This is a genomic window from Bradyrhizobium sp. U531, assembly GCF_051710265.1.
Lineage (GTDB): Bacteria > Pseudomonadota > Alphaproteobacteria > Rhizobiales > Xanthobacteraceae > Bradyrhizobium.
Window position 1 is genome coordinate 516169 of the sequence record NZ_JASVEN010000005.1, and the last position, 20423, is coordinate 536591.

A 20423-nucleotide genomic window follows, 5' to 3' on the forward strand; every position below is an offset into this window, starting at 1 on the left:
GCGGAGTGAGTGGAAGGCGCACCCTCACTCCCCGATCAGCGTCAGCCACTCGTCCTCGGTCAGCACCTTGACGCCGTGCTTGTTGGCTTCCGCGAGCTTCGAGCCCGCGCCGGGGCCGGCGACGACGAGATCGGTCTTCTTCGACACCGAACCCGATACTTTGGCGCCGAGACGTTCCGCGGTCGCCTTGGCCTCGTCGCGCGTCATCTTCTCCAGCGATCCCGTGAACACCACGGTCTTGCCGGCGACGGCCGAATTGCTCTTTGGCTTCTCGGCGTCGATGATTTCGACTTCCTTGGTCAGCCGCTCGACGATGCCGCGATTGTGGCTCTCGCCGAAATAGTCGGCGATGCTCTTGATCACGGTGTCGCCGATCTGGTCCAGTGCGTCCATCTCGGCGATCGCCTCCTCGTCGCCCTTGGCGACCTTGAGGCAGGCGTCGTGGAAGGCGTCCCAGGAGCCGTAGCCGCGCGCGAGCGCCAGCGCCGTGGTCTCGCCGACATGGCGCATGCCGAGCGCATAGACGAAGCGTTCCAGCGCGATTTTCCGGCGGCTCTCGATGGCGCCGAACAGGTTGCGCACCGAAGTTTCGCCGTAGCCCTCGACCTCCTCGAGCTTCAATTTCGAATTGCGCTTCTCCAGCGTGAAGATGTCGGCGGGCTCCTTGACCCAGCCTTCGTCGAAGAAATACTGGAGCTGCTTCTCCCCCAATCCATCGATATCAAAGGCACGGCGCGACACGAACAGCTTGAGATGCTCGATCTTCTGATAGGGGCAGGCGAATTCGCCGCTGCAGCGGGCGCGGGATTCCTCTTCGCCGGCCGCGGTCTCGCCGCGCACGACGTCGGTGTGCAGCGGGCACGGGCACTTCTTCGGGAAATGAAACTCCTTGGCGCTCTTAGGTCGCTTGTCGAGAACGACGTCGACGATCTGCGGGATCACATCGCCGGCACGCTGGACCACGACCGTGTCGCCGATCCTGATGTCGCGCCCCTCACGCAGGACCTCGCCCTTGTTGCCGATGCCCTTAATGTAGTCCTCGTTGTGCAGTGTGACGTTCTGCACGATCACGCCGCCGACCCCGATCGGCTCCAGCTTGCCGACCGGCGTGAACGAGCCGGTGCGGCCGACCTGGATCTCGATGTCGCGCAGCACCGTCATGGCCTGCTCGGCCGGGAATTTGTGCGCGATGCCCCAGCGCGGCGTGCGCGACACGAAGCCGAGGCGCTCCTGCCAGTCGATGCGGTCGACCTTGTAGACGACGCCGTCGATGTCGTAGTCGAGTTTTGCGCGTTCCTCCTCGATCTTCTGGTGGAACGCGATCAGCTCCTCGACGGAGTGACACAGCCTGGTCAGCGGATTGGTCTTGAAGCCGCAGCGCTCGAACCAATGGATCATGCCACTCTGCGTTTCTTCCGGCATGTCGCTCATCTGCCCCCACGCATAGGCGAAGAAGCCGAGAGGACGCGAAGCGGTGATGGTCGGGTCCTTCTGGCGGAGCGAGCCCGCAGCCGAATTGCGTGGATTGGCGAAGATGGTATCGCCCGCAGCCTTCTGCCGCTCGTTGAGCGCCAGGAACGCCTTCTTGGTCATGTAGACCTCGCCGCGAACCTCGCATATCTCCGGGATATTGCGTCCCTTCAGCTTCTGCGGCACGTCTTCGAGCGTGCGGATATTGGCGGTGACGTCCTCGCCCACCGCACCGTCGCCGCGCGTCGCCGCGGTGACCAGCTCGCCGCCCTCATAGCGCAGCGACATCGACAGGCCGTCGATCTTCGGCTCGGCGGAGAAATTGACCTTGTCGTCGTCGAGCTTGAGGAAACGCACGATACGCCCGACGAAGTCGCGCACGTCCTCTTCGGCAAAGGCGTTGTCGAGCGAGAGCATCGGAACGGAGTGCTGCACCTTCTTGAAGCGGCCTGACGGTGCCGCGCCAACTTTCTGGGACGGCGAGTCCGCGCTGACAAACTCGGGAAAGCGCTTTTCGATGGCATTGAAGCGCTGGCGCAACGCGTCGTACTCGGCGTCGGTGACGGTGGGCGCGTCCTCCTGATAGTAGCGCTCGTTGTGTCCCTCGATCTCCAGCGCCAGCCGCATGTGCTCGACCTTGGCCTGCGCCTTGGTGAGATCGGCGACGTCACGAAGCGGTTTGGATTTTGCTGCTCTTGCCATGCTGCTTGGATACGACGGAGCGGGCGGGAGGGTAAAGGCAGGTTGGGCGCTTTGTTCCCTGGATGCTGTGCAGCGCTCCCGCCGATGCGCAGCATCGTCCGGTGCGGTGCACTGCTAATCCGGGTCCCGTGCGGCGGCAGTCTGGGTCCCGGCTCGCGCTATGCGCGTCCGGGACACGAGACCTAGCTTGCCGCCTTCAGAAGCCGTTCCGCCGCAGCCCTCGCCTCGGCCGTGATCTCGGCTCCTGCCAGCATCCGCGCGATTTCCTCGCGGCGGTGGTCGGCGGCGAGCGCGTTGACGCGGGTGGCGACGCGCTTGCCCTTGTCGAGGGCGTCCTTGGAGATCAAGAGATGCTGGTCGGCCCTCGCGGCGACCTGCGGGGCGTGGGTCACGGCCATCACCTGGACCTTGCCGGCGAGGCGCGCCAGGCGGCCGCCGATGGCGTCCGCGACCGCGCCGCCGACGCCGGTATCGATCTCGTCGAAGACAAGCGTCGGCGCCGAGCCGCGGTCGGACAGCACGACCTTGAGCGCCAGCAGGAAGCGCGAGAGCTCGCCGCCGGAGGCGACCTTCATCATCGGCCCCGGCTTGGTGCCCGGATTGGTCTGCACCCAGAACTCGACCCGGTCGAAGCCTTGCGGCCCGGGCGCGGCTTCGTCGGTCGCGACCTGGGTCATGAACTTGGCGCGCTCGAGCTTGAGCGGGGCGAGCTCGGCATTGACGGCCTTGTTGAGCTTCTCCGCCGATTTCTGCCGCGCCATCGACAGCTTCTTGGCAGCGGCGGCATAGCGGCTATCTGCCTCGATTGCGGCCTGCTCCAGCTTCTTCAGCTGCGAGGCGCCGGCATCGATCAGCACGACGTCGGCGGCATATTTGGCGGCGAGGGCCGCGAGCCCGTCGACCGGCGTCGAATATTTGCGGGAGGCTGCGCGCAAGGCGAACAGCCGCTCCTCGATGCGCTCGAGCTCGGCCGGGTCGAAATCGGTGGCGGCAAGGGCGGCCTGGAGATGCTGGTCGGCCTCCTCCAGCGCGTTGATGGCGGCGTCGATCGCCTTCACGGCGGGCTCGACCAGTGCCGGCGAATTGACGCCGCGACGCTCCAGCCGGCGCACGGCGGCCGCGAGTGTCGCGACCGGCGAATTGTGACCGCCGACCGCCTCCTGCGCCTCGCGCAGATCGGAGGCGATCTTCTCGCCCTGCATCATGGTGGTGCGGCGATTGGCGAGCGAGGTCTCCTCGCCATCCTTGGGGGCAAGCTGCTTCAGCTCGGCCGAGGCATGACGCAGATAATCGGCCTCGCGGGCGGCGCGCTCCATGCCGGCGCGATGCTCCTCCAGCTCCGTGTTGGCGGTCCGGCGCACGTCCCAGAGCGTCTCGATCGCGGCGACGTCCTTCTCCAGGCCCGCGAAGGCATCGAGCAGGCGGCGATGGGTGGCGGCATCGACCAGCGCGCGCTCGTCGTGCTGGCCGTGGATCTCGACCAGGGCGGCCCCGACCGCCTTCAACGTTTGCACGGAGATCGACTGGTCGTTGATGAAGGCGCGGGTGCGGCCGTCGGCGAGCTGCACGCGGCGGAGAATCATCTCGCCGGTGTCATCCAGACCGTTTTCGGCGAGGATCTTCGCCGCGGGGTGATTCTTCGGGATATCGAACACGGCAGTGACCTGCCCCTGCTCCGCGCCGTGGCGCACGAGGCCGGCGTCGCCGCGGCCGCCGAGCGCCAGCGCAAAGGCATCGAGCAGGATGGATTTGCCCGCACCGGTCTCGCCGGTCAAAACCGCAAGTCCGGTGGCGAATTCGATATCGAGCCGTTCGATCAGGACGATGTCACGGATCGACAGACGCGCCAGCATGGAACCCTATTTCCTAGCCGAGACCCATTTTCTTGAAGGTCTTGCTGATCCAGGACCCCTGATTCTCGCTCGGCTCGAGACCGCCGGATTTTACAAGATTATAGGCGTCCTTGTACCAGCGGCTGTCAGGAAAATTGTGACCAAGCACAGCCGCCGCGGTCTGCGCCTCCCCGACGATGCCGATCGCCATATAGGCTTCGGTCAGCCGGTACAGCGCCTCCTCGACATGGCGGGTGGTCTGGTACTGCGTGACGACGGTCTTGTAGCGGTTGATCGCCGCCGTGTAGTCGCGCTTCTGCGCGTAGTAGCGGCCGGTATTCATTTCCTTGCCGGCGAGCTGGTCGCGGGCACCCTCGATCTTGGCCTTCGCCGACGTGGCGTATTCCGAGTTCGGATATTTGCGCACCACCTCTTCCAGCGCCGCGATGGACTTCTCGGTGCGGGCCTGGTCGCGGCTGACGTCCGGGATCTGGTCGTAATGGGAAGCGGCGATCAGATACTGCGCATAGGCCGCGTCCGGGCTGCCGGGATGCAGCGTGACGTAGCGGGTGGCCGCGCCGATGCAGCCGTCGTAGTCGCCGCCCTGATAGGACGCATAGGCGGACATCAGCAGCGATTTGCGGGCCCACTCGGAATAAGGATGCTGGCGGTCGACCTCTTCGAACTTCTTGTTCGCCGCCTTCATGTCCTTCTTCTCGTTCATGAGGTACAGGCCCTCATTGTAGATCTTGTCGGCGGGCTCCTCGACGAAGGTGTCGTCCTTGGCGGTGAACTTGTCCCAGAGCGAGCCGGTGCCGCAGCCGGCGAGCGGCAGCGCGAGCATGATGAAGGTGACGGCCTGAAGCAGCCCGCGGCCTCGCGACGAGACCTCTCGGGACAAGGCCTGGAAATATCCGCGCGTCATACGCTGTGCCGACATGAGTTTAAGCCCTGACGCCCTGTGGTGCGGTGCTCGCCAGCCCATGAACCCCGCCATGGGCGCGAAATGTAACCGTGGTGCCTCGCCATGCGACCACGCCGATGTATCCGAAAAGCGATCTTTAACCAACCGGATAGGCAGGCATTCCGCCCGGATTAAGGCGAACTTGCCGCAATCCTAGTCGATCATGGTTACCAGGAGTTTCCCGGGGCTGCCGCGGCCAATACCTGCGACAGCAAGGCTGCCAGGAGCAGATCTGTCAGGACACGTCCGGCCCGTAGGCCGCAGCGATCCGGCCGCCGACGATGCCGTAACCGACTTCGCCGACGGGGCGCGTGGTGCGGCGAGCAGCCTCGCCCTCGACCACCCGCCAGGCGGTACGGTCGGCGAGCAGCGCGGTGAGGACGGCGTGGTTGAGCTTGTGGCCGCCACGCACCGAACGGTAGGCGCCGAGCAGCGGCAGGCCGGCCAGCGACAGGTCGCCGATCACGTCCAGAACCTTGTGGCGGGCGCATTCGTCGGCGTAGCGCAGGCCCTCGGTGTTGAGCAGCCGCTCGTCGTCGAACACGACGGTGTTGTCGAAGGAGGCGCCGAGGGCATAGCCCGCGCTCCACAGCCGGGCGACGTCGCACATCAGGCCGAAGGTGCGGGCCCGGCCGACTTCGCGGCGGAAACGCTCAGGGCTGAGGTCGAAGGCATAAGCCTGCTGGCCGATGACGGGATTGGTGAAGTCGATCTCGACCTCGGCACGGAACCCGTTCGCGTAAGGACGGATCTCGCCGAAGGAGTCGCCGATCTTGACCGAGATCGGCTTCAAAACCTGGATGAAGCGGCGCTGTGCCGATTGGGTGACGATGCCAGCCTGGTCGATCGCCGCAACGAAGGCAGCGGCGCTGCCGTCCATGATCGGCACTTCCGGACCGTCGATTTCGATGGTGGCGTTGTCGACACCCATGCCCCGCAGCGCAGCAAGCACGTGCTCGGCGGTGGAGACCAGCGGACCGTTGCGGTCGCCGAGGACGGTAGCGAAGTCGGTCGCAATCACCTGCTCGGCGGTTGCCTGAACTTCGCGATCACTTCCCTCGAGGCCCGTGCGGACAAAAATAAAACCCGCGTCGATAGGCGCAGGTCCAAGCGTGAGAGTGACGGGAAGACCGGAATGAACGCCTACGCCTGCCACAGAGGCCTGCGCACCAAGCGTTGTTTGCCGGCTAAATTTCATCAGGAACCCGCCCCACTACGACCCACTGCGACTTATACTAGACCCGCTTGGCCGGCCAGTGCCGAGCCCCTGCGAATCCGTATCCCCAAGTCACGCCAAACCATAGTCACTGCCTCAAACAGCGCCAACTCACGCTTTTTTACCGATTGTTACCCCAAACCTGCCGCATTCGCGCCAAGGCTTAACCAAATTGCGCCGAGGTTTTGGGCCGTTTCCGGCAGTTTTACTGAACACCCGAATGCGTAATTAATGATTTAAAATCAGTTGCTTGCTTACGCAATCCGGGCATGCACGGGACAAAAGGAAAGGTCCCGGCAAGCTTGTTGCCGGGACCCTTTTTCGTCCGCCTTATTGTAACAATCCTCAGGTCGCCTGACGCCGCAGGAAGGCCGGGATATCAAGATGGTCGTCGCCCTGTGGCGCCGGCGCAACAGGCGCCGGACGGCCATGCATATCCAAGCCCTGGGGCGCGGGACGACGGGCGTACTCAGATACCGGGTCGCTCGACGCGATCTGCTGCGCTACGGTCTTCTGCGGCCGGCGATCGGGCAGCGGCGGCATCGCGGGACCGGCGCTACGGGCGGCGACCGGAGCCTCGCTTTCCTCGTCACGACGGCCGAGGCCGACATTGGCGAGGCGCTGCAACAGCGACAGGCGGGTCTTCTGGGTGGGTTCCTCCTCGACCTCGCCGCGGGCCTGGCGAATCTCGGCCTGGGCCTGCATCGGCAGCTCGTCGATGCGCGGCATCCGCGGCGCGCGGACCGGCGGGCGCTCGGCCTGCGGCGGGATGAAGTTTTCCGGCATCATCGGCTCCTGCATCGCGACCGGGGCCTGCTCCGGCTCCGGGAACAGGGTCGGCTTCTGCGCGATCGGGCGCACGGTCACGTCACCATAGGTCTGCATCGGCGCCGGAGCCTGCGGGACATCCGCGACGGCGGCGGCAATGGCGGCGAGCGCGGCGCGCTCGACATTCGGACGGGGCGCCATCGGCGCGGCAGCGACTGCGGCCGGAAGCTGGCCTTCCAGCTTCTGGGCGCGCTCAGCCATACGCTGATTGTCGGCGCGGAGCCGGGCGGTCAGGTCGGCAAGGCGGCTCTCGGCGGCGACGGCCGGAGCTGCAGGCGCCTGCTGCGCCTGCGGCGCCGCGTTCGCAACCGGAGCACTGGTGGCCTGGCTGTTGCGGGCGATCGCGGCCTGCTCGATGCCGGTGGCAACGACGGAAACGCGGATCAGGCCGTCGAGCGCTTCGTCGAAGGTGGCGCCGACGATGATGTTGGCGTCCTGGTCGACCTCCTCGCGGATGCGGGTCGCGGCTTCGTCGACTTCGAACAAAGTGAGGTCCTTGCCGCCGGTGATGGAGATGAGGAGCCCCTTGGCGCCCTTCATCGAGCTGTCGTCGATCAGCGGGTTGGCGATCGCGGCTTCAGCAGCGGTCAGCGCGCGCTTGTCGCCGGAAGCCTCGCCCGTGCCCATCATCGCCTTGCCCATCTCCTTCATCACCGCTCTCACGTCGGCGAAGTCGAGGTTGATCAGGCCTTCCTTGACCATGAGGTCGGTGATGCAGGCAACGCCCGAGTAGAGCACCTGGTCGGCCATCGCGAAGGCGTCGGCGAAGGTGGTCTTCTCGTTGGCGACCCGGAACAGGTTCTGGTTCGGGATGATGAGCAGCGTATCCACGACCTTGTGCAGCTCGGCGATGCCGGCCTCGGCCGTACGCATGCGGCGGGCGCCCTCGAAGTGGAAGGGCTTGGTCACGACGCCGACGGTGAGGATGCCCATGTCGCGCGCGATCCTGGCGATGACGGGAGCAGCACCCGTGCCGGTACCGCCGCCCATGCCGGCGGTGACGAACACCATGTTGGCGCCGGAGAGATGGTCGCGCAGCTCGTCCATCACCTCTTCCGCCGCGGTGGCGCCGACGTTCGGCTGCGAACCCGCGCCGAGGCCCTGCGTGACCACCGTGCCCATCTGCACGATACGCTGCGCCTTCGACATCGTCAGCGCCTGCGCGTCGGTATTGGCGACCACGAAGTCGACGCCCTGAAGGCCCGCCGTGATCATGTTGTTGACGGCGTTGCCGCCGGCGCCGCCGACGCCGAACACGGTGATCCGGGGCTTCAACTCGTGAATATCAGGAACGTTGATGCTGATGGTCATGTTTGCCTCTCGATCACGTGCGCGTGGGTTCGCCCCGGCCGTCGGCCGCGGGAGTTGGTGAAAATGAGAATTTGCGGAAAGCGGTCATCAGAAGCCCTCGCGTAGCCATCGTCCGACCTTTCCGAAATAGCCGCCCGTCCCCGTCCTGACCTGCTGCCGCGTATGCCGCGGTTCGACATGTTCGAGGTGAACATATTGCGGGTAGACGAGAAGTCCGGCCGGCACCGCGAACGCGGCGTTCTTCGCCTCGTTGGGCAGCCGGCCAAAGCCGAGCGGACGTCCGACCCGCACGGGCCGGCCGAGAATCTGGGTGCCGAGTTCGACGAGGCCGGTGAGCTGCGAGGCTCCACCCGACAGCACGACGCGGCCGTTGGGCTCCGAGGCGAAGGGCGAATCCTTCAGCTTGTCCCGAACCATTTCGAAGACTTCCTCGGCACGGTGCTTGACGATGTTGGCGATGGTGGCGCGGGAAACGATCTGCGGCAGATCCTGCTCGTCACCGGCCGTCGGCACAGACATCAGCTCACGCGAGTCCGATCCGCCGGTGATGACGGTGCCGTATAACGTCTTGATTCGCTCGGCATCGGCAATGGTCGCCGAGAGTCCGCGCGCGAGATCCATCGTGATGTGTTGCCCGCCGACCGCAAAACCGGCCGCATGCACGAAACGGCCGCCGGAATAGACCGCGATCGTGGTGGTGCCTGCGCCCATCTCGACGACGGCAGCGCCGAGATCGGCCTCGTCGTCGGTGAGAACCGACAATCCGGCGACATAGGGGCTCGCCGCCATGGCTTCGACATTGATGTGGCAGCGTTCGACCGCCAGCATCAGGTTCCGCGCTACGGTGGCGTCGCAGGTGACGACGTTCATGTCGACGCCGAATTGATGGGCAACCATGCCGCGGGGGTCGCGGATGCCCTTGACGCCATCCAGGGTGTAGCCGACCGGCAGTGCGTGCAGCACGGTGCGGCCCTCGCCGGTGGCGTGACGCATGCCGGTGGAGGTGACGCGGCTGACGTCGGCCTGGGTCACGGCGCCGCCACGGATGTCGGCTGCGGCTTCGACCAGCTGGCCGGAAAGCCGGCCGCCGGAGACCGAGAGCAGCACGGACTCGACCCGCACCTTGGCCATTTTCTCCGCAAGCGCGACGGCCTGGCGCACCGCCTGCTCGCATTCGGTCAGATCGATCACCGCGCCGGCCTTCATGCCGCGCGACTGGATCTGGCTGTATCCGATCAATTCCACCGCGTGGGTGCGACCGCGCAGCGCCTCGCTCGGCGCCGACGGCCTCAGCCGCGCGATCATGCAGGCGATCTTGCTGGTGCCGATGTCGAGGCAGGCGACGAGGCCGCCGCGCTTGTGCGGCATCTGGCGCGTCTTCGGCGTCTGGGTGCGATCAAGACCGGTCATGCGGAATCCCCGGCCTTCTTTTTCTTCTTGTCCTTGAACAGGTCTTCGCGCGCCTTGGCGGCGTCCTCGGACAGCTGCACCACCAGCCGATCGGGCAGGCGCATGTCGACGGCGACGATGTCGCGGGAGAACAGCCTGTCCTCCTTGTCGAGCTTGGTCAGCAGCGCGAGCGCGTTGCCGACGTCCTGCTCGGGCAGGCGGATGTCGAGACCGTCCTTGAGGCGCAGATTCCAGCGGCGCTCGCCGACGTAAATCGCGGCTTTCGTCACCGCATTGACCTGCGGATAGCGGGCCAGCAGCGCGAGGAAATCGCGTGCCTGGGTTTCGGCGCCCTTGCCGACCACGAGCGGCAACGACAGGAAGCGGCGCGAGACGTAGGGCTCGAGCACGGCGCCGTCGTCGGCGATGACGGAGAGCCGGCCGGCCTCCTGCCACAGCGCGAACGCCTTGCGCTCGGTGAGCTCGATCATGAGCTGGCCCGGGTAGAGCTTCAGCACGGTCGCATCCGCGATCCAGGCATTGGCCTTGAGCTTGTCGCGCACGGCATCGGCATCGAGGAACAGCAGCGAGGAGCGGCCGCTGACGCCGCCGATCGCCAGGATTTCGTCCTGGGTGAGCTGTTTGCGGCCGTTGATCACGACCGAGGTGATGCGGAACCCGGCGGAATTGGCCAGCGCGTTGCGGGTGTCGCTGACCGCGGTGATGAAATCCTGGAGATGGCCGCCCTTGACGATGCCGAAACCGCAGCTGGCGATCAGCAGCAGCACGGTCATGCTGATCCCGACCCGGCGCGGCATATAGCGCTCGACCAGTGCGACGACGCGCGGCGGCGGCTCGCGCTCGACGACGGCCTTGGCCTTCGCCTTGGTCTGGATCTTGTCCTTGGCGGCGGCGCGCGCCTCAGCGTGCTTGTCCTGCATCCACTCGCGCAGAAGCACGACCGCTCCGACAGCGGCCGCCTTCAGGTCAGCTTGGGGCCTCAGCGATCTGAAAAAGGACCGGGTGAGGCTTCCTGCTCCATCCATTGCACGAGCTCGTCAACAGTTTGACCGCGACATCGCGCGGATCCTGGCGAACATGACGTTCTGAACATGCCGGGTCGGGTCCTGGTCTTCAGCAGAAGAAGCCTCTCCCCTTCATACGTGCGCTGGAGGTGACATCACCCGCGACAGCTCACGCGCCGGCAGCCAAAGCGCCATATGCGCCGCCAGCGTTAACCTTCGGACGTCCTGGTAAACAAAAGGTAAAGTTCGTTAACGTCCGGCGTATTTTGCCTCGTCATGTGAGGCATTTATGCCGCGATGTCCGGCATTTTACCGGTTTTGGACGCCAAACCGGGCCGTTTCGGCGTTCCGGCCGTTAACCAGTCCTAATTATTTCCGTACGCCCCGCCCGGCGAGCTCCACCAGGCCGCGCAGAAAGTCGACGAACGCGATGCCCTCGGCCTTCAGCGCCTTGGGGTAGAGCGAGGACTTGGTCAGCCCGGGCAACGTGTTGGTCTCGAGATAGACGAGGCCCTTGTCAGAGACGATGAAGTCCGACCGGGAATAGCCGCTGCAGGACATCGCGCGGTGCGCGAGCATCGCCTGCGTCTTCAGCGCGGCGGTGATCTCGGGTGCGAAACGGCCCGGGCAGATCTCCTGGGTCGACTTCAGCAGATATTTCGCGGCGTAGTCGAAATTGCCCTCGCCTGGAATGATCTCGATCGGCGGCAGCGCGATGATCGAGCCGTCGGCGCGCTCCAGCACGCCGCAGGTCGCTTCGATTCCGGCGATGTAGGGCTCGATGACATACTCCTCGTGCTTCGCCGCGTTGCGGACGGCGACGAGGTCCTGCTTGGCGTTGACGAAGATCAGGCCGTAGCTCGAGCCATCGCGCGCCGGCTTTGCGATCAGCTTGCCGTATTCAGCGAAGGCTTCGTCGATGTTGGCAAGCGCAACGTTCTCCGGCGGCGTCACGCCGCCGAGCGTGGCAAACCGCTTGGCCGCGATCTTGTCGAAGGCAAGATGCGAGGACGCCGAGCCGGATCCAGTGAACGGCACGCCGCGCGCCTCGCACATCACCTGCAATTCGCCGTTCTCGGCGCGCCCGCCATGCAGGCCGAGCACAAGCACGCGATCCTCGGCACTGGCCTGGTCGAGCGCCTGCTCCAAGGGAATACCGCGCGTGCCCGGCTTGAACTCATCCTCGAACGGACGGGCATGTTCGAGCAGTTGCCTGGACTGCACGACATGCACCTTGTCCTCGACGTCCCACCACCAGAGATCGGCCTCGGGCAACGCCTGATGCAGGGCCTGGGCCGAGGCGACCGAAACCAGGCGTTCGCGGTTGGAGCCGCCGAAGAGGATGGTGATGCGCATGGTCATGGTCCGTAATCTCTCTCGTTCGTCATTCCGGGATGCGCCGTTAGGCGCAGGCCCGGAATCCATAACCGAAGGCTGTGGTTATGGATTCCGGGCTCGCGACTTCGTCGCGCCCCGGAATGACAGGGATCATGAAACCCCGATCCGCTTGATTTCCCAGTGTAACTCAATTCCGGAATTTGCCTTCACCCGTTCGCGCACGGTCTCGCCCAGCGCCTCGATGTCGTGCGCGGTGGCATCGCCGGTGTTGATCAGGAAATTGCAGTGCATCTCCGAGACCTGCGCGCCGCCGACGCGCAAGCCGCGGCAGCCGGCGGCGTCCACCAGCTTCCAGGCGGAATGGCCGGGCGGATTCTTGAAGGTCGAGCCGCCCGTCTTCTCGCGGATCGGCTGCGCGGTCTCGCGGTGGCTCTGCACCTCCGCCATCCGCGCGCGGATCGCTTCCGCGTCCCGGACCTCGCCGCGAAAACGCGCGGAAGTGAAGATGATAGAGGGATCGACACCACTGTTGCGGTAGACGAACTTCATGTCGGCGTTGGAGAAAACATGCTTGGTGCCGTCGCGCCCGACGCCGCGCGCCTCGATCAGCACGTCCTTGGTCTCGCCGCCATTGGCGCCCGCATTCATGCGCAACGCGCCGCCGATCGTGCCGGGAATGCCGAAATAGAATTCGAGCCCGCCGATATTGGCGCTCGCAGCCACCTCAGCCACGCGCTTGTCGAGCGCGGCGGCTCCTGCGGTGACGATGTCTTGGCTCGCGCTCGCCTCGCCGAAGGCGCGCGGCGCCAGGCGGATCACCACGCCGGCAATGCCACCATCGCGCACGATCAGGTTGGAGCCGACACCGACGACGTAGACGGGAATGTCGGAGGTGAGATGCGCGAGGAAATAAGCGAGATCGTCCTCGTCCGCCGGCGTGAACAGCACCTGCGCCGGACCGCCGACGCGAAACCAGGTCAGCTCGGCCAGCGACTGGTTAGCGAGCAGCCGGCCGCGAAGTTCAGGCATCGCGGCCTTGAGGTCCGGCGTGATGTCGGGAAAGCTCACCGCCCTACCCCAGCGCCTTCAACTGATCCGGCAGCGCATACGCCCATTGCGTGATGTTGCCAGCCCCCAGGCATACGACGAGATCGCCCGACTTCGCCAATCCCTTGACGATACCCGCAAGCTCCGGCGCGGCCGGCAGCGGCACCACCTCGCGGTGGCCGTGGGCACGCAAACCCGAAACGAAATGATCGCGATCGATGCCATCGACCGGCGCTTCGCCGGCGGCATAGACATCGGCGACGACAACCGCATCCGCATCGTTGAAGCAGGTGCAGAATTCCTCGAACAGTGATTGCAGGCGGGTGTAGCGATGCGGCTGCACCACGGCGATGATCTTGCCGTTGGTGGATTCCCGCGCCGCCTTCAGCACCGCCGCGATCTCGACCGGATGGTGGCCGTAATCGTCGATCACGGTGACGCCGTTCCACTCGCCTGTCTTGGTGAACCGGCGCTTGACGCCGCCGAAGCCGGCGATTGCCTTGCGAATATCATCGTCAGAGACGCCGAGCTCGCGCGCAACCGCGATCGCGGCCGTCGCGTTGGAGGCGTTGTGGCGGCCCGGCATCGGCAGCATGAGATCGGCGATCTCGTGCACGGCGCCGGTCTTGCGATCGCGGAACGCGACCTTGAACTTCGAGCCGCCGCCCATCGGCGTGAGATCGACGAACCGCACATCGGCCTGCGGGTTCTCGCCGTAAGTGATGATGCGGCGATCCTCGATCTTGCCGACGAGGCTCTGCACCACGGGATGATCGATGCACATCACGGCAAAGCCGTAGAACGGCAGGTTCTCGACGAAATGGCGGAACGCGTCCTGCACGGCCTCGAAGGTCTTGAAGTGATCGAGATGCTCGGGGTCGACATTGGTGACGATCGCGACATCGGTCGGCAGCTTCAGGAACGTGCCGTCGCTCTCGTCGGCTTCCACCACCATCCAGTCGCCGGCACCGAGCCGCGCGTTGGAACCGTAGGCATTGATGATTCCGCCGTTGATGACGGTGGGATCGAGCCCGCCGGCGTCGAGCAGCGTCGCGACCATCGTGGTCGTAGTGGTCTTGCCGTGCGTGCCGGCGATGGCGACGCAGCTCTTCAGCCGCATCAGCTCGGCCAGCATCTCGGCGCGGCGCACCACGGGAATGCGGCGCTCGCGCGCCGCCATCAGTTCCGGATTGTCGCGCTTGATCGCGGTGGAGACGACGACGACCTCGGCACCGTCGACATTCTCGGCCTTGTGGCCGACCGACACCTTCGCGCCTTTCTTGCGCAGACGGTCGAGATTGTAATTGTCGGAGGCGTCCGAGCCCTGCACGGCATAGCCGAGATTGACCAGCACCTCGGCGATGCCGCTCATGCCGATCCCGCCGATCCCGACGAAGTGGATGGGTCCGATCTCGCGCGGCAGTCTCATGCTCTGTTCCCTGACCTCGCCGCCGGAAAAGGGCGGCATCTGGCGAAGGTCACGGCCAAATCAGCCGCGCCGTTGTTACTGGATGCCCCGCTTTGAGAGGCCAAGACAAGGGCTTTTTCGCGTCAGATTCCAGCGACCTTGACCACCAGATCGGCGAGCCGCTCGGCCGCATCGAGACGGCCGGCGCCGCGGGCGGCCTCGGCCATCGCCGCAAGCCGTGCAGGCTCGGCGGCGAAGGCGGAGATTTCGGACGCCAGCCGGTCCGAGGTGAACTCGGTCTGCGGGATGCGGATCGCGCCGTCGACCTTGGCCAGCACGCCGGCATTGGCGAACTGGTCCTGGTCGATCGCGCCCGGCAGCGGCACCAGGATCGAGGGCCGGCCGATCGCGGCAAGCTCGGCCACCGTGCCGGCGCCGGAGCGCGATACCACGAGATGGTTGGAGGCGAGCCGCGCCGGCAGATCGGTGAAGAACGGCGCCAGCTCGACGTTGATCTTGAGCTTGTCATAGACGGCGCGCACGCGCGCCATGTCCTCGTCGCGCACCTGCTGGGTCAGGATCAGCCGGCTCCACAGTGCCGGCTCGAGCCGCTCGATCGCGCCCGGCACGATGTCGGCCATGATGCGCGCGCCCTGGCTGCCGCCGACGACGAGCAGGCGCAAGGCTCCGTTCATCTCGGGCGCGGCATAGGGCACGGCGGCGGCAGCGAGGACTGCCGGGCGCATCGGCGTGCCCACTGTCGTGGTCTTTCCCGCCAGCGCCGGATCGCGGTCGAGCACGCCCGGCAGCGACGTCGCGATGGCGCGCACGCGGCTCGACAGGAACCGGTTGGCGCGGCCGAGTACGGCGTTGGCGTCGTGAATGATGCTGGGCACGCCGGCGAATTTCGCGGCAACCAGCGGCGGCAGCGTCGGATAGCCGCCGAAGCCGACGACGGCGATGGGCTTCAGGCGCTTGATCAGGCTGTAGGCCGACAGCGTGCCGGCGGCGAGCGTGAAGCCGGCATAGGCGAGCTGCAACGGATTGCGGCCGCGTGCGGTCTCACTCGCGACGACGTCGATCATGTCCTTGGTGAACAGCCCGCTATAGCGCAGCGCGCGCTCGTCGGTGACGAGGCGAACGCGAAAGCCGCGCCGGATCAGTTCGACGCCGAGCGCCTCGGCCGGAAACAGATGGCCGCCGGTGCCGCCCGCGGCGAGAAGAATCAGGGGGGAGGTGGTCATGAAGGGCAGTATTACAGGGACTTTTTCGCGATTGCGAGCGGACTACGACGCTCGTGCCCCGGGCGCAGCGCCCTTGCGGTGCACTGCTGAACCGGGGCCCATTGGTGCGGCATTCTGGGTCTCGGATCAGCGCGTCGCTTGTCCGGGACACGAGACCGTCACGCGTAACTCCGCATCGCGTCGGCGTGGCCGCTGGCTTCGACCTCGGTACGCGGGCGCAGCCGTGTCAGCGCCAGCATCATGCCGACACCGTAAGCCAAAGATACGATCGAGGAGCCGCCGTATGAAATGAACGGCAGCGTCATGCCCTTGGCGGGAATGAGTTGAAGGTTCACCGACATGTTGATCGCGGCCTGCACGCCGAAGAGGATCGCAAGACCGGAGGCGGCAAAGCGCGAGAACATGTCCTCGTTGGCGTAGGCGCGCGACAGCGTGCGGATGACGACGAAGGCGAACAGCGCCAGCATCGCAAGGCACAGGATGATGCCGAACTCCTCGGCGGCAACAGCGAACACGAAGTCGGTGTGGCTGTCCGGCAGGCTGCGTTTGGCGATGCCCTCGCCCGGTCCGAGGCCGAACCAGCCGCCGTTGTAGAAGGCTTCCATGGCGGTATCGACCTGGAAGGTGTCGCCCGAGGCCGGGTTCATGAAGCGCTTGATGCGGCCTGCGACGTGCGGGACGAACAGATAGGCGCTGAACAGGCCGGCCGCGCCGAGACCGGCGAGGCCGAATACCCAGATCATGCGCATGCCCGCGATGAAGAACAGCGAGCCCCACACCATCAGGATCAGCATGGTCTGGCCGAAATCCGGTTCCATCACCAGCAGCGAGACCAGCATCAGCAGCAGCACCAGCGCCATCGTGGTCGCGGGCATTTCCGGCCGCTTGGTCGATTCCGCGAACAGCCAGGCGGCGATCACGACGAAGGACGGCTTTGCGATTTCGGAGGCCTGGATGTTGACGCCGAGCAGCGTGATCCAGCGCCGCGAGCCCTTCACCTCGGGGCCGATCGCGAGCGTGAGCACGATCAGGATGATGCTGGCGGCGAAGATGATCAGTGCCGAACGGCGGATCGACCGCGGCGACAGGAAGGACACCCCGAGCAGCACCAGGCAGGACGGAGCCAAGAACATCACGTGGCGGCTGAAGAAGTGGAACGGATCGAGCCCGATACGGGTCGCAACCGGCGGGCTCGCCGCCAGCGACAGGATCACGCCGGTCAGCATCAAGCCCAGGATGGCGCCCATCAGCGGCTTGTCGACGGTCCACCACCACTCGGAAAAGGGGGTACGTTCTTCACGGGAGAGCATGGGCGGCCGCTTTCGGACAGAGGTCGGTCCATTGGTCGCCGAGGTTGGTTACTGCGGAGTTAAGGAGGTGGATTAAGTTGTGAACAGGTCTCGTGCCCCGGACGCAGCGCAGCGCGCTTGCGTTGCGCTGCAGAGCCGGGGCCCAGCAGCCTCTGGGTCCCGGCTCTGCGAAGCGTCACTCCGTGCCGCATCGCGTCCGGGACACGAGACCCTGCGGAGCTGCCCTATTCGTAATAGATCGCGACATCGCCCACGCGCTGATCGCGCTTGTAGACCTGCTCTGGCCCGGGAATGAATCCGATCCTGACCGCCCGCTCGCTGCTCCAGGCGACGACGACCTCGGGATGCCCGCGGACACTGAAAAAGGTCGGCGTGCTCTCGGGCGAGAACGTCCGGCCGCGCGCCACGATGCTGGCTTGCGTACTATCAGGCTCCGTCGCGCCGCACGACTTCCAGACCACGACGACCAACTGGCTTCCGCTGGGCGAGGCGAATGCGCGCTGACGAACGACACGGCACGCGCCGAATTGGTGCATGACGTTGTCGACGAGGACAACACAGAGGAAACCGACTGGAATAGCAAGAGCAGCGACCAACCAGATCCAGCGTCGCCGCGACATCCTCACACCACCGGCTTCACGCCCGGCAGCGCCTGCACCAGTTCGCGGAACTTGGTGCCGCGGATCTCGAAATTGCGGTACTGGTCGAACGAGGCGCAGGCCGGCGACAGCAGCACCACGGCGTCGGTGAGGCCTGATGCTTCCGCATCGCGCGCGGCGTGCTCGACGGCAACGTCCAGCGTCTGGCTGATCTCGTGCGCCACCGAGCCCAGCGTTCCCGAGAACTCCTGCGCGGCCTCGCCGATCAGATAGGCTTTGCGGATGCGCGGGAAATACCCGGTCAGGCCGGTGATGCCGCCCGCCTTCGGCTTGCCGCCGGCGACCCAGAAGATGTCGGCAAAGGACGACAGCGCATGCGCGGTGGCGTCGGCGTTGGTGCCCTTGGAATCGTTGACGAACAGCACGTTGCCGCGGCGGCCGACCTGCTCCATGCGATGTGCGAGGCCGGGAAAGCTGCGCAGGCCGCTCTGCAACACGTCCTTGCCGATGCCCATCGCGAGCACGGCTGCGGCCGCGCAAGCTGCGTTCTGCGCATTGTGCTGGCCGCGCAGCGAGCCGATGCCGCCGAGCGCGGCGACCTCGCTGCGGGCGCCGCCGGCCGTGCGCACGATATTGCCGTGCTCGACATGGATGCCTGAGGCCAGCGGATTCCTGACGGAGATGCGCACCACGTTCTTGCCGGCGCGGTCGAGCCGGTCGGCGATGTCGCGGCAAAAGCCGTCGTCGACGCCGACGATCGCGGTGCCGCCGTCCTGCACGCCCGCAACGAGGCGCTCCTTCACCGCCGCGTAATGCGCGATGGTGCCGTGACGGTCGATATGGTCTTCGCTGACGTTGAGCAGAATGCCGACGGAGGGATCGAGCGAAGGCGTGAGGTCGATCTGGTAGGACGACATCTCGATGACGTGGACCCGACCCATGCGCGGCGGCTCCAGCGACAGGATCGCGGTGCCGATATTGCCGCCCATCTGGGTGTCGTAGCCGGCGACCTTCGTGAGATGGGCGATCAGGGCCGTCGTGGTCGACTTGCCGTTGGTGCCGGTGATCGCGACGAACGGCGCGTTCGGCGCGTGGCGGCGACGCTCGCGGCAGAACAGCTCGATGTCGCCGATCACCTCGCAGCCCACCTCGCGCGCCTTCAGCACGCTCCAATGCGGCACCGGATGGGTCAGAGGCACACCGGGCGCGAGCACGAGCGCGGCGAAATTCGCCCAGGACACGTTGCGCAGATCCGCCGTGATGAACCCGGCCTGCGCTGCCTTGGCGACGTTCTCGGCATTGTCGTCGGCGGCGATCACCTCGGCGCCGCCGGCTTTCAGCGCGTAACAGGAGGCGAGCCCCGAGCCGCCGAGGCCGAACACCGCGACCGTCTTGCCGGCGAAGGATGTGACCGGGATCATGATTGGACCTCTGTCATTCCGGGGCGACGCGCCAGCGTCGAACCCGGAATCTCGAGATTCCGGGTTCTCGCTTCGCGAGCCCCGGAATGACGATCCTGAGACATCACCATCACCGCAGCTTCAGGGTGGAGAGGCCGGCGAGCGCCAGCATCACCGAGATGATCCAGAAGCGGATCACGATCTGCGGCTCGGTCCAGCCGAGCTGCTCGAAATGATGGTGGATCGGCGCCATCCGGAAGATGCGCTTGCCCGTGAGCTTGAACGACACCACCTGCACGATGACGGAGACCGCCTCCAGCACGAACAGGCCGCCGATCACCGCGAGCACGATCTCGTGCTTCACCGCGACCGCGATCGCGCCGAGCATGCCGCCGAGGGCGAGCGAGCCGGTGTCGCCCATGAAGATGGAGGCCGGCGGCGCGTTGAACCAGAGGAAGCCGAGGCCGGCGCCGAGCAGCGCGCCGCACAGCACCGCGAGCTCGCCGGTGCCTGCGACATATTTGATCTGGAGATATTCGGCGAACACCGCGTTGCCGGCGAGGTAGGCGATCATCGCAAAGCTCGCAGTCGCGATCATCACCGGCACGATGGCGAGGCCGTCGAGACCGTCGGTGAGGTTCACCGCGTTGCCGGAGCCGACGATGACGAAGGCGCCGAAGATGACGAAGAACCAGCCGAAATGCAGCACGGTGTCCTTGAGGAAGGGGATCGTCAGCGCGGTCGAGGCGGGATCGCGGTTCAGCCGCACCAGCGCGTAGCAGGCCACCAGCGCGATCGCCGCCTCGATCAGGAGGCGCAGCTTGCTGCCGAACCCGCTCGTGGTCTGCTTGGTCACCTTGAGATAGTCGTCGTAGAAGCCGACGAAGCCGAAGCCGAGCGTCACCGCCAGCACGATCCAGACGTAAGGGTTGAGCGGATTGGCCCACAGCACCGTGCCGACCGTGAGGCCGGACAGGATCATCAGCCCGCCCATCGTGGGCGTGCCCTTCTTGGCGAGATGCGATTGCGGACCGTCGGCCCGGATCGGCTGGCCCTTGCCCTGGCGGATGCGCAAATGATCGATGATCCAGGGCCCGAACAGGAACACGAACAGCGCACCGGTCACCACCGCGCCGCCGGTGCGGAAGGTGATGTAGCGGAAGACGTTCAGGAAGGTGCGGACGGCACCGAAGCCCGGAAATGTGTTGGAGAGCTCGATCAGCCAGTAAAACATTCAGACGGTCCTATGGCGCCTTTGCACGCTTGATCGACGTGCCTCACGCGCATTCGCTGGTCTTCATCGCGGGTCGTGCGGCCTTTTGGAGCACCGGACGGCTTCG

At 65.9% G+C, this 20423-nt stretch carries 15 protein-coding genes; all 15 read right to left on the minus strand.

The window, feature by feature from the left end; all coding sequences use genetic code 11:
* Positions 1-24: 24 nt before the first annotated feature.
* Positions 25-2172: an NAD-dependent DNA ligase LigA gene (ligA, locus tag QRQ56_RS24800; RefSeq protein ID WP_438743642.1), complete on the minus strand. Its 2148-nt coding sequence runs from the start codon at positions 2170-2172 to the stop codon at positions 25-27.
* Positions 2173-2354: 182 nt separating this feature from the next.
* Entirely contained in the window at positions 2355-4025 is a 1671-nt protein-coding gene (recN, locus tag QRQ56_RS24805) for a DNA repair protein RecN (RefSeq protein ID WP_438743644.1), read from the minus strand.
* A gap of 13 nt (positions 4026-4038) precedes the next feature.
* Positions 4039-4944, minus strand: coding sequence for an outer membrane protein assembly factor BamD (locus tag QRQ56_RS24810; RefSeq protein ID WP_438743646.1), 906 nt, complete (start codon positions 4942-4944; stop codon positions 4039-4041).
* 259 nt (positions 4945-5203) lie between these two features.
* A complete protein-coding gene (gene lpxC / locus QRQ56_RS24815; RefSeq protein WP_438743648.1) occupies positions 5204-6166 on the minus strand; it encodes a UDP-3-O-acyl-N-acetylglucosamine deacetylase in 963 nt (320 codons plus the stop codon).
* 363 nt (positions 6167-6529) lie between these two features.
* On the minus strand, positions 6530-8323 hold the full coding sequence (gene ftsZ, locus QRQ56_RS24820) for a cell division protein FtsZ (protein ID WP_438743650.1): 1794 nt from the start codon (positions 8321-8323) through the stop codon (positions 6530-6532).
* Between the two features lie 87 nt (positions 8324-8410).
* The gene (gene ftsA / locus QRQ56_RS24825) at positions 8411-9733 is read right to left on the minus strand and encodes a cell division protein FtsA (RefSeq protein ID WP_438743651.1); all 1323 of its coding nucleotides are present in this window, start codon (positions 9731-9733) and stop codon (positions 8411-8413) included.
* Positions 9730-10758 carry a cell division protein FtsQ/DivIB gene (locus QRQ56_RS24830; RefSeq protein ID WP_438743653.1) on the minus strand — a complete coding sequence of 343 codons (1029 nt, stop codon included), beginning with the start codon at positions 10756-10758 and terminating at the stop codon, positions 9730-9732. The genes ftsA and QRQ56_RS24830 overlap by 4 nt, the downstream gene beginning before the upstream one ends.
* Positions 10759-11106: 348 nt before the next feature.
* Positions 11107-12093, minus strand: coding sequence for a D-alanine--D-alanine ligase family protein (locus QRQ56_RS24835; protein WP_438743749.1), 987 nt, complete (start codon positions 12091-12093; stop codon positions 11107-11109).
* A gap of 132 nt (positions 12094-12225) precedes the next feature.
* Entirely contained in the window at positions 12226-13143 is a 918-nt protein-coding gene (gene murB, locus QRQ56_RS24840) for a UDP-N-acetylmuramate dehydrogenase (protein WP_438743654.1), read from the minus strand.
* Positions 13144-13147: 4 nt separating this feature from the next.
* A complete protein-coding gene (gene murC, locus QRQ56_RS24845) occupies positions 13148-14551 on the minus strand; it encodes a UDP-N-acetylmuramate--L-alanine ligase (protein ID WP_438743656.1) in 1404 nt (467 codons plus the stop codon).
* A gap of 122 nt (positions 14552-14673) precedes the next feature.
* Positions 14674-15774, minus strand: a complete 1101-nt coding sequence (murG, locus tag QRQ56_RS24850) for an undecaprenyldiphospho-muramoylpentapeptide beta-N-acetylglucosaminyltransferase (RefSeq protein WP_438743658.1) — start codon at positions 15772-15774, stop codon at positions 14674-14676.
* Between the two features lie 158 nt (positions 15775-15932).
* A complete protein-coding gene (ftsW, locus tag QRQ56_RS24855; protein WP_438743660.1) occupies positions 15933-17084 on the minus strand; it encodes a putative lipid II flippase FtsW in 1152 nt (383 codons plus the stop codon).
* Positions 17085-17308: 224 nt separating this feature from the next.
* A complete protein-coding gene (locus QRQ56_RS24860; RefSeq protein ID WP_438743662.1) occupies positions 17309-17620 on the minus strand; it encodes a hypothetical protein in 312 nt (103 codons plus the stop codon).
* 86 nt (positions 17621-17706) lie between these two features.
* The gene (murD, locus tag QRQ56_RS24865; RefSeq protein ID WP_438743664.1) at positions 17707-19104 is read right to left on the minus strand and encodes a UDP-N-acetylmuramoyl-L-alanine--D-glutamate ligase; all 1398 of its coding nucleotides are present in this window, start codon (positions 19102-19104) and stop codon (positions 17707-17709) included.
* Between the two features lie 109 nt (positions 19105-19213).
* On the minus strand, positions 19214-20317 hold the full coding sequence (mraY, locus tag QRQ56_RS24870) for a phospho-N-acetylmuramoyl-pentapeptide-transferase (protein WP_438743666.1): 1104 nt from the start codon (positions 20315-20317) through the stop codon (positions 19214-19216).
* Positions 20318-20423 lie beyond the last annotated feature (106 nt).